The 17,847-nt window shown below is 72.5% G+C and carries 7 protein-coding genes; 1 reads left to right on the top strand and 6 read right to left on the bottom strand.

Annotation, left to right across the window (positions count from 1 at the left end; genetic code table 11):
- Positions 1–47: 47 nt before the first annotated feature.
- Positions 48–1,418: an MATE family efflux transporter gene (locus tag ACWY4P_RS21665; protein ID WP_456212202.1), complete on the bottom strand. Its 1,371-nt coding sequence runs from the start codon at positions 1,416–1,418 to the stop codon at positions 48–50.
- Positions 1,411–2,253, bottom strand: a complete 843-nt coding sequence (locus tag ACWY4P_RS21660; RefSeq protein ID WP_456212201.1) for a thioesterase II family protein — start codon at positions 2,251–2,253, stop codon at positions 1,411–1,413. The genes ACWY4P_RS21665 and ACWY4P_RS21660 overlap by 8 nt, the downstream gene beginning before the upstream one ends.
- Positions 2,254–2,390: 137 nt before the next feature.
- Between ACWY4P_RS21660 and ACWY4P_RS21655 the strand changes: the two genes are divergently transcribed.
- Entirely contained in the window at positions 2,391–3,293 is a 903-nt protein-coding gene (locus tag ACWY4P_RS21655) for an ACP S-malonyltransferase (RefSeq protein WP_456212200.1), read from the top strand.
- Positions 3,294–3,349: 56 nt separating this feature from the next.
- On the opposite strand, the gene ACWY4P_RS21650 is transcribed toward ACWY4P_RS21655, so the two are convergent.
- From ACWY4P_RS21650 to ACWY4P_RS21635, 4 genes are all read right to left on the bottom strand, one after another.
- Positions 3,350–4,384 carry a MupA/Atu3671 family FMN-dependent luciferase-like monooxygenase gene (locus tag ACWY4P_RS21650; protein ID WP_456212199.1) on the bottom strand — a complete coding sequence of 345 codons (1,035 nt, stop codon included), beginning with the start codon at positions 4,382–4,384 and terminating at the stop codon, positions 3,350–3,352.
- Positions 4,381–11,598: an amino acid adenylation domain-containing protein gene (locus tag ACWY4P_RS21645; RefSeq protein ID WP_456212198.1), complete on the bottom strand. Its 7,218-nt coding sequence runs from the start codon at positions 11,596–11,598 to the stop codon at positions 4,381–4,383. The genes ACWY4P_RS21650 and ACWY4P_RS21645 overlap by 4 nt, the downstream gene beginning before the upstream one ends.
- A gap of 141 nt (positions 11,599–11,739) precedes the next feature.
- Positions 11,740–15,246 (bottom strand): amino acid adenylation domain-containing protein, encoded by a 3,507-nt coding sequence (locus tag ACWY4P_RS21640; protein ID WP_456212197.1) that lies wholly within the window; start codon positions 15,244–15,246, stop codon positions 11,740–11,742.
- Positions 15,243–17,846: a beta-ketoacyl synthase N-terminal-like domain-containing protein gene (locus ACWY4P_RS21635; RefSeq protein WP_456212196.1), complete on the bottom strand. Its 2,604-nt coding sequence runs from the start codon at positions 17,844–17,846 to the stop codon at positions 15,243–15,245. The genes ACWY4P_RS21640 and ACWY4P_RS21635 overlap by 4 nt, the downstream gene beginning before the upstream one ends.
- Between the last annotated feature and the right edge of the window lies 1 nt (position 17,847).

Raw genomic sequence — 17,847 nt, 5'->3', positions numbered from 1 at the left:
GGTCGCGGAAGGTCGCGGAAGGTCGCGGAAGGTCGCGGAAAGGTGGGTCACGCGCTCGCAGGGGCCGGCTCGGGCCTGGTCAGCGAGCCACTGCGGCGCTGGAAGAAGTAGGCCTGCCCGGCCACCAGCAGGAGGTTGGCGCCGGCCAGGGAGAGCCACAGCGCCTTCAGGCCGCCCGCGGCGCCGACGGGCAGGGCCACCAGGGCCAGCAGCCCGTAGCAGATCGCGAAGATGACCAGGCTGGGGACGGTGCGCTTGATGCCGATCAGTCCGAAGCCGAACACCGCCTGGGCGGCGTCCGCCAGTACCGCGAGGAGGACGATGGGCAGCAGGTCCAGCACCTTGTCGTGAAGGCCGGTGTCCTTGGTGAACAGCGAGATCACCGGGGTGCGTGCCACCATCAGGAGGAGCGCGAGACCGCAGACGGCGCCCAGGGCCACCAGGACACCCGCGTGAGCGCTGCGCCTGACCTCCTGTACGTCGCCGGTCTTCACATGGGCGGCCATGAGCGGCACGGTCGCCTGGCCCACCGCCACCGCCGCGGTGAACATGAGGTTCACCAGGGACAGGGAGATGCTGTGCACGGCCGCGCTGTCGGTGTTCACCCGGGCCGCGGAGAAGGCGAGGACGCCCAGGACGGCGAACTTGATGAGCACGGTGGCCGCGAGCGGGATGCCGACCGCGGCCAGTTTGAGCACCTCGCGCGGATGTGGACGCCCCAGCCGCAGCGACCTCCCGGCCAGCACCGTGTCCCGGCGCAACTGGATGTGTGCCAGGGAGGCGTTGATCACGCTGGAGGTGAGCATGGCGATGCCGGCGCCGGGCAGGCCGAAGCCCTCGAACGAACCGACGCCGCCGACCAGGATCAGCGAGAGCACGACGGCGGCGCCGGTGCCGGCCATCCCGGAACGCATCACCGCCTTGCCCTTGCCGAGCCCGACGAGTGTGGACGTCGCGGTGGCCGCGATCGACATCACGAGCACGCTGCAGGCGAGGATGTACGGGAAGACACCCAACTCGTCGAGGGTGCTCTGCGGCACTCCACCGGCCTTGCCGATCAGCGGCACGGAGGCGACCGCTGCGGCACCGAGCAGTCCGACGCAGATCCCGAGCCACATGCCGTTGCGCAGCACGGGCAGCAGGCCGTCAGCGGTGTCGTCGGTGTCGTCCTTGTACGCCGCCACGAACGGCATGACTCCGCGCATGGCTCCGGACACCGCGGCGGTGGCCGGGCTGAACACGGCCAGGGTGACGGCGAAGGCCGCGAGCGAGGCCGTGCCATGCCGTCCCAGGACGGCCGTGTCCACCAGAGATGCCGCCGACGAGGCGATCATCGTCAGGTAGAGCGGGAGCGCGGCGCCGGCGATCTGCCGCGTCTTCTTCTCTCCCTCCGGACCGGAGGGCTTGTTCTCAGCCATGGCTCTCAGCGTCTTCCATTTCTTCTCGCGCCGCTGCTGGTGTACCGGACAGAGCGGAATTGACGTCCGCCACGAGACTCTTGCAGAAGCTTTCCGGGTGATCGAACAGATAAAAGTGGCCACCGGGCCAGGTGTGAAAACTGACGGGCGCCAGGGTTCTCTCCCGCCAGCCGTCCAGAAATTCATGCTCGGCGAGCGGATCGGCGTCCCCGGAAAAGACGGAGACCGGTGTGGAGAGGGGTGGTCCTTCGATGTGTTCGTAGGTGTCCACGATGCGCAGATCGGCGCGCAGAACGTTCACCATGTAGTCGACCACGTCCGGGATCTCCAGCATTTCCTCCGGTGTGCCGCCCAGCTCCCGCAGGAACGCGACGAGCCGCTCGCGTGGCCACAGGTCACGCCGTTCCGGCAGCCGGTCCCGGACGCGGTGCGGGGCGGGGCTTCCGGAGACCCCCAGCCACGTCGGTGGGGTGCCCCGCCGTTCGGCCTCTCTGACCAGCTCATACGCGACCAACGCCCCCAGGCTGTGGCCGAAGACGGCATAACGGCCAGCGACGTTGTCGAGAACGGCGGGGGCGACGTGTGCCATCAGTTCGGCCATGTCGCCGCAGGCCGACTCGCCGGCGGAGGCGCCCCGTCCGGGCAGTTCGACGGCCAGCGTCCGCCACGTGGGGGGAAAGCGCTCGGCCAGGGGCGCGTAGCTCGCGGCCGAGCCTCCGGAATGGTGAATCAGAAAGCAGGTCAGCTCTGTTTCCGGCTCTTCGTTCCCGTGCTCTTTGTTCCCGTAACGCCCGGGCCGGGATCCGAGATCTCTGATGATTACTTGACTTGGCATTGTCTCCGTCCCGCCTGATCGATAGGGTGAGCGATCGCGGTCGAGGCCGCGTCAGGTTTTGTTGTCACGACGCGAACGGGGTAGCCGTGGACAGGATTGCGTTTCTCTTCCCCGGGCAGGGCTCGCAGGTGCCCGGAATGGGAAAGGATTTCGCCCGGGAATACGCCGAAAGCGTGCGGGCCTACTACGCATCGGCCGACGAGATTCTGGGACTTCCGTTGAGCCGGCTGTGCTTCGAGGGCAGCGAGGAGGAGCTGGGGGACACCGCCGTGACCCAGCCCGGTGTGTTCCTCACCAGCCTCGCGGTCTCCGCGGTGCTGCGGGAACACGGCATCCGGCCGGGCGTGGTGGCCGGCCACAGCCTCGGTGAGTACCCGGCCCTGGTGCACGCGGGGGTGCTCGCCTGGGAGGACGCGCTGCGGCTGGTGCGCCGTCGCGGCGAGTTGATGGCAGGGGTCAACCGGCGCACACCGGGACGGATGGCGGCGGTCCTGGGGCTGCCCGCCGAGCGGGTCGGTGACCTGTGCGGGGAGGCGTCGCGCTCCACCGGTGAGAGCGTGGCCGTGGCCAACTACAACGCGCCGACGCAGACGGTGGTGTCCGGAACGGTGGCCGGGGTGGAGGCCGTCGCCGTCGCCGCGCGGGCGGCCGGCGCGACACACGTCGCACAGCTGAAGGTGGGCGCGCCCTTCCACTCGCTCCTGATGAAGGACATCGAGGAGGAGTTCGCCGCCCATCTGGAAGCCGTCCCGTTCGCCACTCCGGTCATCCCGGTGATCGCCAATGCGACCGCCACGTATGTGCACACGGGCGAGGAGGCACGTCAGTCGCTGAGGCGCCAGCTCTCCTCGCCGGTGTACTGGAGCCAGACGCTGGAGCTGCTGGTGAAGGAGGACGTCGACGCGCTGGTCGAGGTCGGTCCCGGCAGGGTGCTGACGAACATCAGCCGCGGTTCGGCCTCGCAGGTGCCGGCCATGGCCGTGGGCACCGTCAAGCAGTTGCGTCAGGCGGTCGCCCGGCTCACCGCGGTGCGGGCGTAGCGCGCGGGGGGCGGGCGGGCGGCAGACGGCCGCCCGCCGCCCTCCGGTCCGGGAGATCACAGCTGTTCGCACCTCTCCCGCAGCACCGCCAGGTTCCGCAGCGCGCCGAGCGCCTCGTCCGCCGCGACACCGAAGTCGATCAGGCAGGCGAGTTCGTCGACGCCCAGGTCGGCGAGGCGTTCGACGAGGGGCAGGCAGCTGTCGACGGAGCCGATGAGGCACCGGGTCCGCGCGTGCTCCTCGTAGGCGTGGTCCAGCAACTCGCGCATCGCGGCGTCCGACGCCGGTCCCACGCCATGGGGCTGCGGCGACTTGAGGCCGAAGAGACTCATGGACGAGCGCATGTACGCGGTCATGGGGGCACGGGCCGTCTCCAGCGCCGTACGGCCGTCCTCGGCGACGAACGTGTGCAGCATGACCGTCACGCGGTCGCTTTCGACGCCGTATCCCGCGCCTTCGAGCGCCTCGCTGTAGTCGGCCAGATTGTCCTCCAGCCGGTCCCAGGACTGCCCGAGAAGGTGGGTCAGGATGCCGCACCCCAGCTCTCCCGCGAGGGAGAACGTCTCGGCGGAGCCTGCCGCGGTGACCCAGAGGGGCACCTCCTCCTGCCGGGGGCGCGGGTAGGTGTGGACGAGCCGCTCCTCCCCGCCCGGCCCCGGACGGCGCACGGCCTCGCCGGACCACAGCGCGCGCAGCTCCTGGATGCCGTCACGGACCAGGCTTTTGTTCTTCTCGAAGTTGCCGGGTGCCAGGACGAAGTCCTGCGGGTTCCAGCCGGAGGCGATGGCGAGGCCCGCCCGGCCGTCCGAGAGCTGGTCGACGACGGCCCACTCCTCGGCGACGCGCAGGCGATCGTGCAGCGGAAGCACGACGCTTCCGGCGCGTACGTCGACGCGCGAGGTGACGGTGGCCACGGCCGCCGAGGTGACGGAGGGGTTGGGGAACGGCGCGCCGAAGTCGTGGAAGTGCCGCTCCGGCGTCCAGACGGCAGAGAAGCCCTCCGTGTCCGCGAACCGCGCCGCCTCGAGGAGGAGACGGTACTGCTCGGCGGTGTCCTGCCCGTTGGCGAAGAAGAAAAGGCTGAACTTCACGCGCCCTCCCCGGGATCGATGGATGCGGCAAGGTCCTCGGCCGTGGTGTCGGCCTCGAAGACGAGGGCGTACAGCACGGTGCGATACAGCGCCATCACCCGTGCGTCCCGCCGCTCGGCCGGGCTGCGGGCGTACGTGAGCTGGGTGCGGAAGGCGCGCGGGCTGTCGGCGACGGTCAGCTGCAGCCGCTGCCCGGCGGCCAGTACGTCGGGCCCGACGGCGCGAAGTTCCCGCGTGCCGAGCCGCAGCGGCTCGCCCTCGTCGCGCGCGTAGGTGAAGACGACCGGAAGGCTCCGGAAGGCCCCGAGCCCCTCGTCGGCGGCCGCGAGGTCGGCGTAGTTCACGGTGCGTACGCCGTCCACCTCGTCGAAGACCTCGCGCACGGCCTCCAGGGCCTGGCGCAGCGGCTCCGCGGCGCGCAGGCGGAACGGGAAGGGGACGACGTTGGCGAAGCTGCCGACCGTCGCGTCGAGGGAGGGGTGGATCCTGCCGTCAAGCGCCAGCGCCAGACAGACCTCGTCCTCGTCCCGCGACCAGGCCAGGGCGGTGGCGAAGGCGGTGAGGTGCAGCAGGAAGGGGGTGACGCGGTGCTCCGCACATCTGCGGCGCAGCGTCTGCTGGAGCCGCTGCCCGGGGGCCCAGGACCGCTGCCCGGCGATCTCTCCGTCGGCCGCAGGACCGAGGGTGTCGGCTTCCCGCGGGGTCCCGAGCAGGAGCCGGCGCCAACGGCGTACGGTCCCCTCGGCGCGCTCGCTGCCGGCCAGGGACTGCCGCCAGGTGAGGTGGCGCAGGAATCCGTCGTCCGTGTCGCGGTGCGCGGTGGGCGTGGCGTAGGCCTCGGCGAGGGACCGGCACAGGGTGTTCAGGCTCCGCCCGTCCAGGGCGGCCAGATGGACGGTCAGCGCCAGCAGGGTGGGGCCTTCGGGCAGCTGCGCCGCCGCGACCCGGAACAGCGGTTCCCTGGCGGGGTCGATGGGCCTGCGCTGACTCCGGTCGTACATCCATGCCGCGGCCTCGTGCGGTGTCATGCCCGCCGGTGTCCCGGGCGGATCGAGCACGGCGAAGCCCTGTGCCCGGGCCTGCGACCCCGCATCGGCCGCATACGGCACGCGGAGGGCCGCGTGCCGGCCGAGTACGGCCTCCACCGCCGTACTCAGCCGTGCCGGGTCCAGCCGTTGCCCGGCGTCGAACACGAAGGTCTTCTGCCGGTCGGAGGACGGGGAGCCGTCGAGGAGCGCGCGGTGCCCCGCGGGGACGACGAGCGGGGCGGCGACGGCGGGCAGCTCTTCCTCGGCGTCCGTCACGGGGCTACGGTCGGCCACCAGGGCGGCCACTTCCGCGGCCGTGCCGCGCCGGTAGAGCTCCCGCACTGACAGCCGGATGCCGCATTCCTCCCGTACGCCGTGGATGACGCGGGTGGCGAGCAGGGAGTGGCCGCCGGCGTCGAAGAAGTCCTCGTCCGGGCCGAGCAGCGGGTTGTCCAGTACGCGGCGGAAGACGGTCAGGACACCGTGCAGGGCACCGTCCGCCTCGTCCGCATCCGCGCCCGCGTCCACGCCCGCACTCCGCGGCACCGGGCTGCCCGGCCGGGGCAGCCGGGACACCTCGACCTTCCCGTTGACATTGACCGGGAGGCTGTCGAGGACGGTGAAGGACGACGGCACCATCGCCGCCGGCAGCTCGCCCCTGAGCCGGTCGCGGGTCCGCTCGGCCACCCCAGCCCCGGAAGCGGCCACCACATAGGCGTCGATGCGCTGATCGCCCTCCGTGCCGCCGACGACCAGGGCGACGTCGCGGATCGCCGGGTCCTCGCGGATCACCGTCTCCACCTCGCCCAGCTCCACACGGAAGCCGCGGATCTTGACCTGGTTGTCGCCACGGCCCAGGAACTCGATGTCGCCCGAGCGCGGCAGCCGGGCCCGGTCTCCGCTGCGGTACGCGCGTGCGCCGTGCGCCGTACCGCCGTCCGGGCCCGGACGCGGGAAGCGCTCCGCGGTCAGCCGCGGCTGTCCCAGGTAGCCGGTGGCCACGCAGTCGCCGTGGATGACCAGCTCGCCGACCGAGCCGCGGGGAGCGTCGCGGCCCTGCCCGTCCAGCACGGACAGCGTGACGTTCTGGATCGGGCGGCCGATCGGCGCGTGCCGTGGCCAGGCATGCGGCGGTCCGCTGAACCGGTAGGAGGTCACCACGTGTGTCTCGGCCGGCCCGTAGTTGTTGATCAGCCGGCATTCCTTCAGGGACTCGAAGAAGGAGATCAGCGGCGCGCTCAGGCGCAGCTGTTCGCCGGTGGAGGCGATCTCCTTGAGCGAGGAGAAGGCGGCGGTGTCGTGCTCGAAGCGTGCGGCGAGCGCGTGCAGGAGGGACACCGGCAGGATGGCCTTCTCCACCCGGTGGTCCCGGATGAAGCCGGCCAGCAGGTCGTGGTCGTGTTTGGTCTCGTCGTCGGCGATGTGGAGGGAGCCGCCCGAGCACAGGGCGGCGAACGCCTCGTGGAAGGAGGCGTCGAAACCGAAGGACGCGAGTTGCAGCCGGCGCAGCCCCGCGGTGTGGCCCGCGGTCTCCCAGTGGATGAGGTTCGCCAGCGCGCGGTGGGGATAGTGGATGCCCTTCGGCCGACCCGTGGTGCCGCTCGTGTAGGTCAGATAGGCACCCACCGACAGGTCCACCGCGTCGCCCGGGACGCTGCCCGCGCCGCCTCGCACCGCCGTGATGTCCGCAAGCTCCAGAGCCGTCGCTCCGACGGCGAAGTCGGCGTCCTCCTTGCGCTCGGAGACGACGACGGCGGCGCCGCAGTCCTCGGCCATGGCCGCGAGTCTCCGCCGCGGGTGGGTCAGGTCGAAGGGCACCGGCGTGGCTCCCGCGCGCATCACGCCCACGAGAGCGCCGACCAGGGGGACTCCCCGTGCCATGGCGATGCCCACGTGGTGGCCGGGACGTACGCCGAGCCCGGCGAGCAGGCCGGCCACCCCCGCCGAGACACGGGCCAGTTCGCCGTACGTCAGGGAGGTCCGGCCGTCGGTGACCGCGAGGCGGCCGGGTTCCCTGGTTGCCCGGTCGGCGAAGACCGCGTGGACCGGGCGCGGCGGGACCGGGACCCGCGGGCCGGCCAGGGCCGCGGAGGTCCGGGCGGCGGTGGCGGGCGACTCGGAGGGGACGTCCCTCAGCGGTCGGTCCGCCGCGTCCACGACGGTGGCCAGGAGAAAGGCGAAGGTGTCCTGCCAACCCGCGACGGTCTCCCGCTCGAAGCGCTCGGTGTTGTAGAGGAAGCGTCCTGTGATGCTCCCGTCCCGGCCGAACCACCAGTCGAGGGAGAGCTCGTACGGGCTGGTGTGCCGCTCGAACGGCAGGGGGTGGCGTTCGAGCCCGGCCGGCGGCGCGGCGCTGCCCGCGTCCAGGTTGAGCATGTTGAACAGCACCTGGAATATCGGGGTGGCGTTCAGGTCCTGGCCGCCGCCTCCCAGCCGGTGGGTGACCACCTCGACGGGCAGATCCTGGTGGTCCAGGGCCGTGGTCACTCGCTCGGCGACCTGCCCCAGCAACGCGTGGAAGTCCAGGGTTTCCTCGGTGCGCACCCGGAGCGGGAGGGTGTTCACGAAGTTCCCGACGAGGTCGCGGGTCTCGGGCCGGTGCCGACCGGAGACCGGTGTCCCGACGACGAGATCCGTCCGCCCGGTGACCCTGGCGAGCAGCAGGAAGAAGACGGCGAGTACGACGACGAAGGGCGTCACGCCGTGCTGCTCGGCCAGTGCGCGGACCCGGCCGGAGAGTTCCGCCGGAAGGGCGAAGTCGACGGTGCTGCCCCGGTAGTCGCGGACCGCACCGGGCGGCCGGTCGCCCGGCAACTGGAGCGGCTCGGGCAGATCCGCCAGTTCGTCGAGCCAGAAGCGCAGCTGCCGGTCGGCGTCCGCGGAGGTCAGCCATGCGGCGACGGCACGGAAGTGGGCGGCCGGCAGACCTTCGACGGCGGGCAGGGCGGCCTTGTCGCCGCCGGTTCGTTCCGTGTAGCAGGCGTACAGGTCGCGCAGCAGGATGCCGGTGGAGTGGGCGTCCGCGCAGATGTGATGCACCGAGAGGGCGAGGACGTGCCGGCCGGGCCCGGTGGTGAACACGCGCGCGGCGAAGGCGGGAGCCCGGTCCAGCGGGAGCTTGCGGTCCAGCAGTCCGGCGATCGCGGACCGCAGGGACTCCTCGCCGTCGACGGCGAGGACGGGGAGCTCGACGGGCACCTCGGGCAGGATCTCCTGCGTCGTGCCGTCCGCGGTCGTGCGGAACACCACGCGCAGGCTCTCGTGCCGGGCGACGACATCGGCAAGCGCGGCACGCAGCGCCTCGATGTCCACGGGGCCGCGCAGGTCGGCGAGCACCGGCACGTTGTACGCCTCGGCCGCGCCGTCGATCTCGCTGAGGAACAGGAACCTTTCCTGAAGGGGAGTCAGGGGGAGCGGACCGCTGTCGGACACCGGGCCTCGATCGCGCGGCGCGGGTCGTGCTCCGGTGCCTGCCGCCGCCTCCGCCTCGCGCTCTCTGTGTGCCAGCCGGGCCAGGTGGGCCGGCGTCGGCTCCCGCAGGAACGAGCCGAACGGCACGTTCACCCGGAGCCGCGCCCGGGCCATGGCCACGACCCGGGTGGCGAGCAGGGAGTCACCGCCGAGTGTGAACAGGTCGTCGTCGTCCGCGACGTCGTCGACCCCCAGACACTGCGCGAAGATGTGCCGAGCCGACTGTCCGGCGGTTTCCGCACCGCCTGCTTCCACCGCTGCTTCCACCGCCAGGGGCCGCGGGCCGAGGGAGCGTGCGGACCGCTCGGCGGCGCCCTGCGGCGGCCGTGGCTCCAGCCAGTGCCGCTGCCGGTCGAAGGGGTACGCGGGGAGGTCCACGACGTGGCCGCCGACGACATCGACGAGTCCCGAGCGGTCCTCCAGGAGTCCCAGCGCCCAGGCCCGGCCGAGGCGCCCGAGCAGCGAGGCGTCGCCGCCGCGCGTGCCGGACGGACCGACGACGTGGACCGCTCCCGCGAACACGCCCGGCACCGCGGCGGCGGGGAGCGCCGCGGCCGCGCCGAGGTGGACGAGTGCCGAGATCCGGGGCGGCAGGGTGCGCCGGCCCGGCGTGGCCGCGGCGTTGCCGAAGGCCAGGGCCGGGTCCGGCCGGCGGCCCGCCGGGCACAGCTCCGCTCCGTCCTCGTCGTACCAGGGGATGGTGAGCGGACGAAGCGACACCCGGCGCAGGACGTGTTCGGCCGAAGGCCCGTCCGAAGATTCGTCGGAAGAGATGCCGTCGGCCGAGAAGTCCGCCAAGGCGGCGGCGAGTTCGTCCTCCGTCAGCGCGCCGGCCAGCACAGCCGCGGCGGGGCGGGACGCCCGGTCGGCGACGACGGCCCGGGGGGCCGCTCCTCGGCGCTCGGCCCACACGGCGGCCTCGCCCAGGGAGACGACGGTGGCCGTCAGCGGCGCCGGGGCCCGGGTCGCCAGGGTGCGCAGCGCCTGCTGGGCCGTCATGCCGTGCGCCGCGGCCCACGGTCCGACGAGCCGCTCGGCGGTTTCCCGGAACACCGGATGGCGATCGAGGAGTTCCTGGACCGGCTTCCGGCCGGGCTCGGCATGCCGCAGCACGAAGGCGAACCCCTCGCGCCCCGTGTCCGCGCCGCCCCCGTCGAGGGTGACGGGTTCCCCGCCGTCGACCCAGAGCAGTGCGCGCCGGAAGGGCAGTACGGCATGCCCGCGGGCAAGGGTGTACGCCATGTCGCGCACGCCCTCGGGGGTCCGGGCCGAGAGCCGCTCCCGCAGGCCGGACTCCCATGCGTCCAGGGCCGTACGCGACGCGGCCGAGAAGGGCAGCAGCTGTGCGTGAGGGGACGGGCTGCCTGCGGCCGCCTCCGGCCCCGCCGTCGCCTCCGGCGCCTCTTCCACCAGCACGTGCACGTTCGTGCCGCCCACGCCGAACGAGCTCACCCCGGCGAGCAGCGGCCGCGGGCCGTCCCATGGCCGCAGCTTTCCGGTGACCCGGAACGGCGAGGCGTCGAAGTCGATGTGCGGGCTGGTCTCCTCGCACCACAGCGTCGGGGGCAGGGTGCGGTGGCGCAGCGCGAGGACCACCTTGATCAGGCCGGCGATCCCCGAGGCCGAGTCCAGATGGCCGATGTTGGACTTCACGGACCCGATTCCGCAGAAGCCGGTCGCACGGCTCGTCGTGCGGAAGGCTTCGGTGAGGGCACTCACCTCGATGGGGTCGCCGAGGGCGGTGCCCGTGCCGTGCGCCTCCACGTAGGAGACCTGATCGGCGTCGATGCCCGCCAGTTCGAGTACCGAGGCGATCAGCTCGGCCTGTCCCCGGGCACTGGGCGCGGTGTAACCGCTCTTCCGCGCCCCGTCGTTGTTGACACCGCCGGCCCGGATCACCGCGAGCACCCGGTCGCCGTCGGCGAGCGCGTCCTCCAGGCGCCGCAGCACCACGACCCCGACACCGCTGGCGAACACCGTGCCCCGGGCGTCCGCGGAGAAGGGCCGGCAGCGGCCGTCGGGGGAAGCGATGCCGCCCTCCACATGGGAGTAGCCGAGGTCGGTCGGCTTGATGCCGGCGCCACCGGCCACGGCGGCGTCCGCCTCGTAGTCCAGCAGCGCGCGGCAGGCATGGTGCACCGCCGCGAGGCTGGAGGAGCAGGCGCAGTCGACCGCCGCACTCGGGCCCGTCAGGCCCAGGCGGTAGGACACACCGGTCGCGGTGAAACCCCGGTCGTTGCCCATGAGGACGCGGTGCCAGCCCAGGGCCTCGACCACCTCGGGGTGGCTCATCACATGGCGCAGCAGGTAGTCCGAGTGGTTCATGCCGAGGTACACCCCGACGCTGCCCTCGAACGTCCCCGGTTCGAGAGCGGCGTCCTGAAGGGCGTGGACCGTGGTCTCCAGCAGAAAGCGCTGCTGCGGGTCGGTCGCGGCCGCCTCGGCCGGAGTCATGCCGAAGTAGCCCGCGTCGAAGAGCGAGGGGTCCGTGAACCGCATGCGGGTGGCGACGTACGACGGGTCGTCGCGCACCCGGTCCAGCAGCCCCGCGCGCCTCAGCTCCTCATCGGGAACGGTCTCCCGGGGCTCCACGCCGTCGCGCAGCAGCTCCCAGAACGCACCGGTGGAATCCGCCCCGGGGAAGCGGCAGGCCATGCCGGTGATGGCGATCGCCGGGAGCTCGTCGTCGGGTTCGTCGGGAAGATCGGCAGCCAAGGCTCACACTCCGGGACTTCTGCCGGCACGCACTCGCGGGAGCGGCGAGTCGGCGTACCGGGATGCGGCGAGGGACGCGTGGGGCAGCGGCGCGCGAAACGCCGCGTGCGCGGGATGGGGGGTGCGCGGGACAGAGGAGGGTCAGTCGGTGGCGGGCCGGAACGCGTCCGCCCGGAGCTGCTTCTTGCGGGAGACCTGTTGGCCACGCCGTTGCCGGGCCGCGCGGCGGGCGTCGTTGGCCGAGGCCCGGCCGCGCCGCGGCTCCTCGGCCGGGGAGGTTCCGCTGACATGGGCCGCGTACGCCCGGACACTGGGGTAGCGGAACAGGTCGACGATCCGCGCGTCCTCGTGCACCCGGTCGCGCACCTCCGTGAGCAGCTGGGCGACGAGGATCGACGTGCCCCCCGACTGGAAGAAGTCGTCGGCCGGGCCGATGCCGTCGTCGCCGAGCACCGCGCGCCAGACCGCCAGCAGCCGGGCCTCCAGATCGTTCGCGGGCTCTTCGGCCGTCTGCTCCCGGGTGTCGACGCGGATGTGCGGCAAGGCGTTGCGGTCCGTTTTGCCGCTGCTGGTGGTGGGCAGGGCGGCACAGGCCGCGAAGGCCGTGGGCACCATCTGGTCCGGGAGCAGGTCGGCGAGCCCGGCCCGCAGATACGCCTCGTCGATCACCGCGCCGGGCGCCGGCACATAGTGGGCGACCAGCAGGCCGCGCTCCCGCTCACGCTGGACGGTCACAGCGGACTCGGCTATTCCGGGCAGGGAGTTGAGCGCTTGCTCCACCTCTTCCAGCTCGATCCGGTAGCCGCCCACCTTGACCTGGTTGTCGACCCTGCCGACCAGCTCGATCTCACCGCTCGGCAGCCACCGGGCGATGTCCCCCGTGCGGTAGACGCGGCCGTCGGCGCCCAGGGAGGGAGCGGACAGGGAGGGAGCGCACAGGGAGGGAAGGACGGGGAAGCGTTCGGCGGTGAGCCCGGGACTGCCGACGTAGCCGCGGGCCACACCGGCCCCCGCGAGGACCAGCTCGCCGAACATGCCGACCGGCACGGGGTTGAGCGTCTCGTCCACCACGTGGGCCGCGGTGTTCGCCAGCGGCCGGCCCACGAGGATGCCGTCGGGCTCCTTCGGGACCTCCCAGCAGGTCGACCACACGGTGGTCTCCGTCGGTCCGTACATGTTCAGCACGCGCGGGATGCCGAGGTTCTTGAGCTGCCGGGCCAGGGTCAGGTCGAGCGGCTCGCCGCCCACCATCAGCAGCCGGAGCCCGCCCAGGGCTTCTTCGGCGCCGGGCAGGCGGAGCACGCCGCGCAGCAGCGTGGGGGTCGCCTGCATGGCCGTCGCCCCCTCACGGCGAATGAGCTCCGGGATGGTCGCGGGCGCCTGAAGCCCCTGCGGGTCACTCGCGGTGTGTCGCAGCGTCTCGGACGTCTCCGAGAGCACCACGGGAACACCACGGGCCACGGTCCACAACAGCTCGACCACCGCGATGTCGAAGGTGACCTGGGTGACGGCGAGCCACACGGCCGGATCCGGAGGCGAAGCCACCGCGTCGAGGGCGGTGAAGAGGTTCATCACGTTCGCGTGCGACACCTCGACGCCCTTGGGCCGCCCGGTGGAGCCGGAGGTGAAGATGACGTAGGCGGCGTCGGCGGCGGCCGCACCCGGGGAGCCGGCCGTCCCCGGGTGCCGGAGCAGGTCCGCGGCGCTCAGCCGCACACCGGCGAACGACGGACACCTGCCCTCGTACACCTCCCCGGTCACGAGCGCGACGCAGTCGGCCGAGTCGAGCATGGACGTGGTGCGCCCGTCCGGAGCGGCGCCGTCCAGCGGCACGTACACGAGCCCCGCCCGGAGGATCCCCAGCAGTACGGCGATGAGCTCCGGCGACCTGGGCACCAGCACGCCCACCCGGCCGCCGGGCCGCAGCCCCGCGGCGCGCAGGCCGGCGGCGACGGACTCGGCCCCGCGCGCCAGTTCACCCCGGGACAGGACGGTCCCCCGGAAGGTGACGGCGGCCCGCTCGGGGTCCTCGCGCAGCCGGCCGAGGAGCTCCTCCTCCACGCGCCGCGCCGGCACCGGCCGACTGGTGCCGGCGTTCCACCGGTCGATGCGCCGGGAGCTGTCGGGGTCGATCAGCGGCAGGTCCGCGAGCCGTGCGTCCGGGTCCTCGCACATACGCTCCACGAGACGGACGAAACAGTCGGCGAAGCGCCGCGCGTCGGCCTCGTCGAACAGCGTGTCGTTGTAGACCAGCAGCCCCTGTAGGCCGCCCGCCCGGCTGTCTTCGCGCAGCTTGAACATCAGGTCGTACTGGGCCGAGTAGAAGGGGGTCGGAGCGGCCTCGGCGTGGACACCGGGCAAGGTGAACTGCTCGCCCGGATAGGTCTGAAGGATGAAGATGGTCTGGAAGATCGGGGAGTGCGAGCTGCTGCGCTCGGGGGCCGTCGCCTGCACCACCTGGTCGAAGGGAAGGTCCTGGTGGGCGAAGGCGTCGAACGCGCTGCTCCGGGTCTGTGCCAGGTAGTCGCGGACGGTACTGCTCTCATCGACCCGGGTCCGCACGGTGATGGTGTTGAAGAACAGCCCCAGGGTCCGCTCCAGCGCCGGGTAGGGCCGGTTGGCCAGAGGGCTGCCGACGGCGATGTCGGACTGCCGCGTCATGCGGGACAGCAGCAGTGAGTAGGCCGCCATGAAGGTGCTGTAGAGGGTGGTGCCCGTCGCCCCGCACAACCCCCGTACCGCGTCGAGGAGTTCGCGCCGGTACCGGAAGGTCAGCGCGGAGCCGCGATAGCTCTGCACCGCCTGGCGCTGCCGGGAGGGGACCAGGTCCAGCAGCGGTGGAAGCTCGGCGAGCCTGTCGCGCCAGTACGCACGCTGCCGCCGCGCCAGGTCGCTGCCGAGCCACCCACGCTCCCAGACGGCGTAGTCCGCGTACTGCACGGAGAGCTCGGGTAACCGCGGGCTCCGCCCGGCGACGCGCGCCGCGTACAACTCGGACAGTTCCTTCTTGATCAGCCCGGTGGACCAGCCGTCCGAGATGACATGGTGCTGCGTGACGACGAAGGTCCACCGCCGCTCCGCCGTGCGCAGCAGGTCGAAGCGGATCAGCGGGGCCGCGGCCAGGTCGAAACGCGTGGAGACGACGTCGAGGAGCAGCCTGTCGTGCTCCTCCGGGGTGTCCGCCCGGTGTGTCCCGAACACCGCTGTGCAGTCGTCGTCGATGGTCTGGAACAGGCCCCCCGGCGTCTCGGTCAGGGCCGTGCGCAGGATCTCGTGGCGCCGCACGAGGTCGCCGGCGGCGCCGCGCAGGGCCGCCTCGTCCAGGTCGCCCCGGAATTCGGTGGCGAAGTACATGTTGTAGACGGACAGGTCGGTCGCCGTCTGCTCCACCAGCCACAGGCGCTGCTGGGCATAGGACGCGGGGATCGGTTCCCGGCGGTCGACGCGCTGAATGCGGACGCCGCGCCGGTACTGCTCCTCCTCGTACTCCCGGAAGAACCGGAGTATCTCCGCGCGTCGCGTGCGGATGGAGTCCTTGACGGCGTCGGTGAGGGCGCCGTCGGGGCCTGACACCGACAGCTTCTCGCCGTTGGGCGCGATGCGGATCCCGCGCGCGGACATGTCCTCCAGAAAGCGGGTGACGCTCACAGTTCCACCGTCTCCATCGCTTCGTCGGCCGGGGCGGTCTGCGTCGCGTAGACACGCAGCGCGGCAAGCTCGTCCCGAACGAGCTCGGACATGCCTTCCAGGGTCTCGGCGTCCAGCAGTTCGCCGAGGGGGATCCGCACCTCGAACAGCTCGCGGATCCTGGTCATGACCTGGGAGGCGAGCAGCGAGTGCCCGCCGAGGTCGAAGAAGCTGTCCTCGGGCGCCACCTCGGGAACGCCGAGGACGGTCCGCCAGATGGCGCCCAGTTCGGTCAGGACGTCCCGCGCACCATCGATGCGGGAGGTGGTCGCGGCGGTGGTGCCGACGGGTACGGGCGTGGGTCCCGCGGTGGCATCCGGCGCCGGGGCGGCCCAATGGCGGGCCTCGTCGAACGGGTAGCCCGGCAGCGGAATCCGGCGGCCGGTCCCGCGCAGCAGGTGCCAGGACACGTCGGCGCCCCGTTCCCAGCAGTGGGCGACCAGACGCAGCCACTGCTCCCAGCCTGTCGCGCCGTCGAGCAGGCTGGGGCAGCCCGGCGGGGGCGCGAAGTCTCCTTCTCCGGTCACCGCGGCCCGGGTCATCGCCGGCAGGTGTCCCGTCGGCGGTACCCGGCCGGCGGGGAAACCGGTGCCCGAGGTGAGCGAGCGCACCTCGACGGCCAGGGGGGTGGGCGGGCAGGCGGCGAGGTCCCGTTCGATCTCGTCCAGCAGCCGTTCGCAGACGCTCAGATCCCCGCCGGGCAGCGACGCCTCCAGAGCCCGGCTGTGCCGCTCGGCGCAGCGGAGTGCCACGTCCCAGGGCAGGGCTCCGGCATGGGCGAACGCCAGGTACTCGCCGGCGCCCACCGCGGCCACGGCGTCCGGGACGACTCCCTGTGCGGTCAGGGCGTCGAGCAGGCCCCGCGCGGTGTGCGCCGCGACCACCGCCCGGGAGGCCCCAGGGTCCGTGTGCTCCAGGGCGCGGCGGAGCTCCGGGATGCGCTCGCCGAGCCGCTCGTCGAGCGCGTACGGGTTCTCGTCCCCGAGGTCGATCGCCAGCACGAGCCCCTCCGTGGGCGCGGGCACGGGCATCTCGCGCAGGGCGGTGCCGATCCCCTGGAGGGAGCGGGAGACCCAGGCCCGGCGCAGCGTGCGGTGGTGGCGGCCCTCCTGGAGGGTGCGGGCCACATCGTCCGGGGCGTGCTCCTTGTGCTCCAGCGTCTCGGCGAGCCGGTCGCGGAGCCGGTCGAACGACAGCGGCGTATGGGCGGAGAGCGGGAAGATGTGCGGCTCGTCCGGGGCGGCCGGCCCGGACGGTGCGGGTGCGGGTTGCATGGGTGGCTGTTCCAGCACCAGGTGGGCGTTGGTGCCGCCGACGCCGAGCGCGGTGACGGCGGCGCGCCGGGGGTGCTCCGTCTGCGGCCACGGATGGGCGCCCGCGCTGATGTACAGGCCGCTGTCCCCCAGGTCGATGAGGGGGTTGAGTGCGTCGTGCCCCACCGTCGCGGGCACCGTGCCCTCACGGACGGCGAGTACGGCCTTGATGAGCCCGGCCATACCGGCGGCGGTGTCCAGGTGCCCCAGGGAGGACTTCACGGCACCGATCGCACACGGAGTGGTGGCACCCAGCTGTTCCCGGGCCTCGCGGAGCGCCGCGAGCTCCACGGGGTCCCCGAGGGAGGTGCCGGTGCCGTGTGCCTCGACGTACCCCACGGTCGCCGGGTCGACGCCCGCGTCGGTGAGCGCGGCGATGACGACGTCGCGCTGTCCGCGCACGCTGGGCGCGGCGAAGCTCTGCCGGTCCGCCCCGTCGTTGTTGAGGGCGGAGCCACGGATGACGGCGTGGACGGTGTCGCCGTCGCGCAGGGCGTCGTCCAAACACTTAAGAACAACGATTCCCGCGCCGCTTCCGGGTACGGTGCCCCCTGCCGCGCTGTCGAACGGGCGCAGCCGGCCGTCCGGGGACATGACGGAGCCGTCAAGCGCGCGATAGCCGTGGTGCTGTGGCATCTGTACGGACACCGCGCCCGCCAGGGCGAGTTCGCACTCGCCCGCCAACAGGCTGCGCCTGGCCACGTGGACGGCGGTGAGCGAGGTGGAGCACAGGCTGCTGACGAAGACGCTCGGCCCTCGCAGGTCGAGATGGTAGGAGACGCGCAGGGGCAGCGCGGCGGGGTTGTCGGACATGGACCGGTGGGTCCGGGCGCCGCTGTCCGGGCTCGGCAGCAGCGCCGCGTAACGGTTCTCGCCGGAGCCGCAGAAGACCCCGACCCTGCGGTCCTCTCCGCCTGCCCACCCCGCGTGCTCCAGGGCGTGCACCGCTTCCTGGAGGAAGAGGCGGTGCTGCGGATCCATGGCAGCCGCCTCGGCGGGCGGGATCCCGAAGTAGGCGGCGTCGAACATCTCCACGTCTTCGAGCGCGCCGGCCACGGGAACGTACTGCGGGTCGGCGAGCACCTCCTGGGGGACGCCTTTCGCCGCGAGTTCGTCGGCCGTCAGCGGCACCAGGGACGTCGTCCCCTTCATGAGCGCGTTCCAGTACTCGTCGGTGTCGCGGGCGCCGGGGAAACGGCAGGCCATCCCGACCACCGCTATGAGCCGGCTCTGCTGCGCAAGGGTCATG

The sequence above is a fragment of the Streptomyces sp. LZ34 genome (genome assembly GCF_053890475.1).
This window is presented reverse-complemented; position numbering and strand designations above follow the sequence as displayed.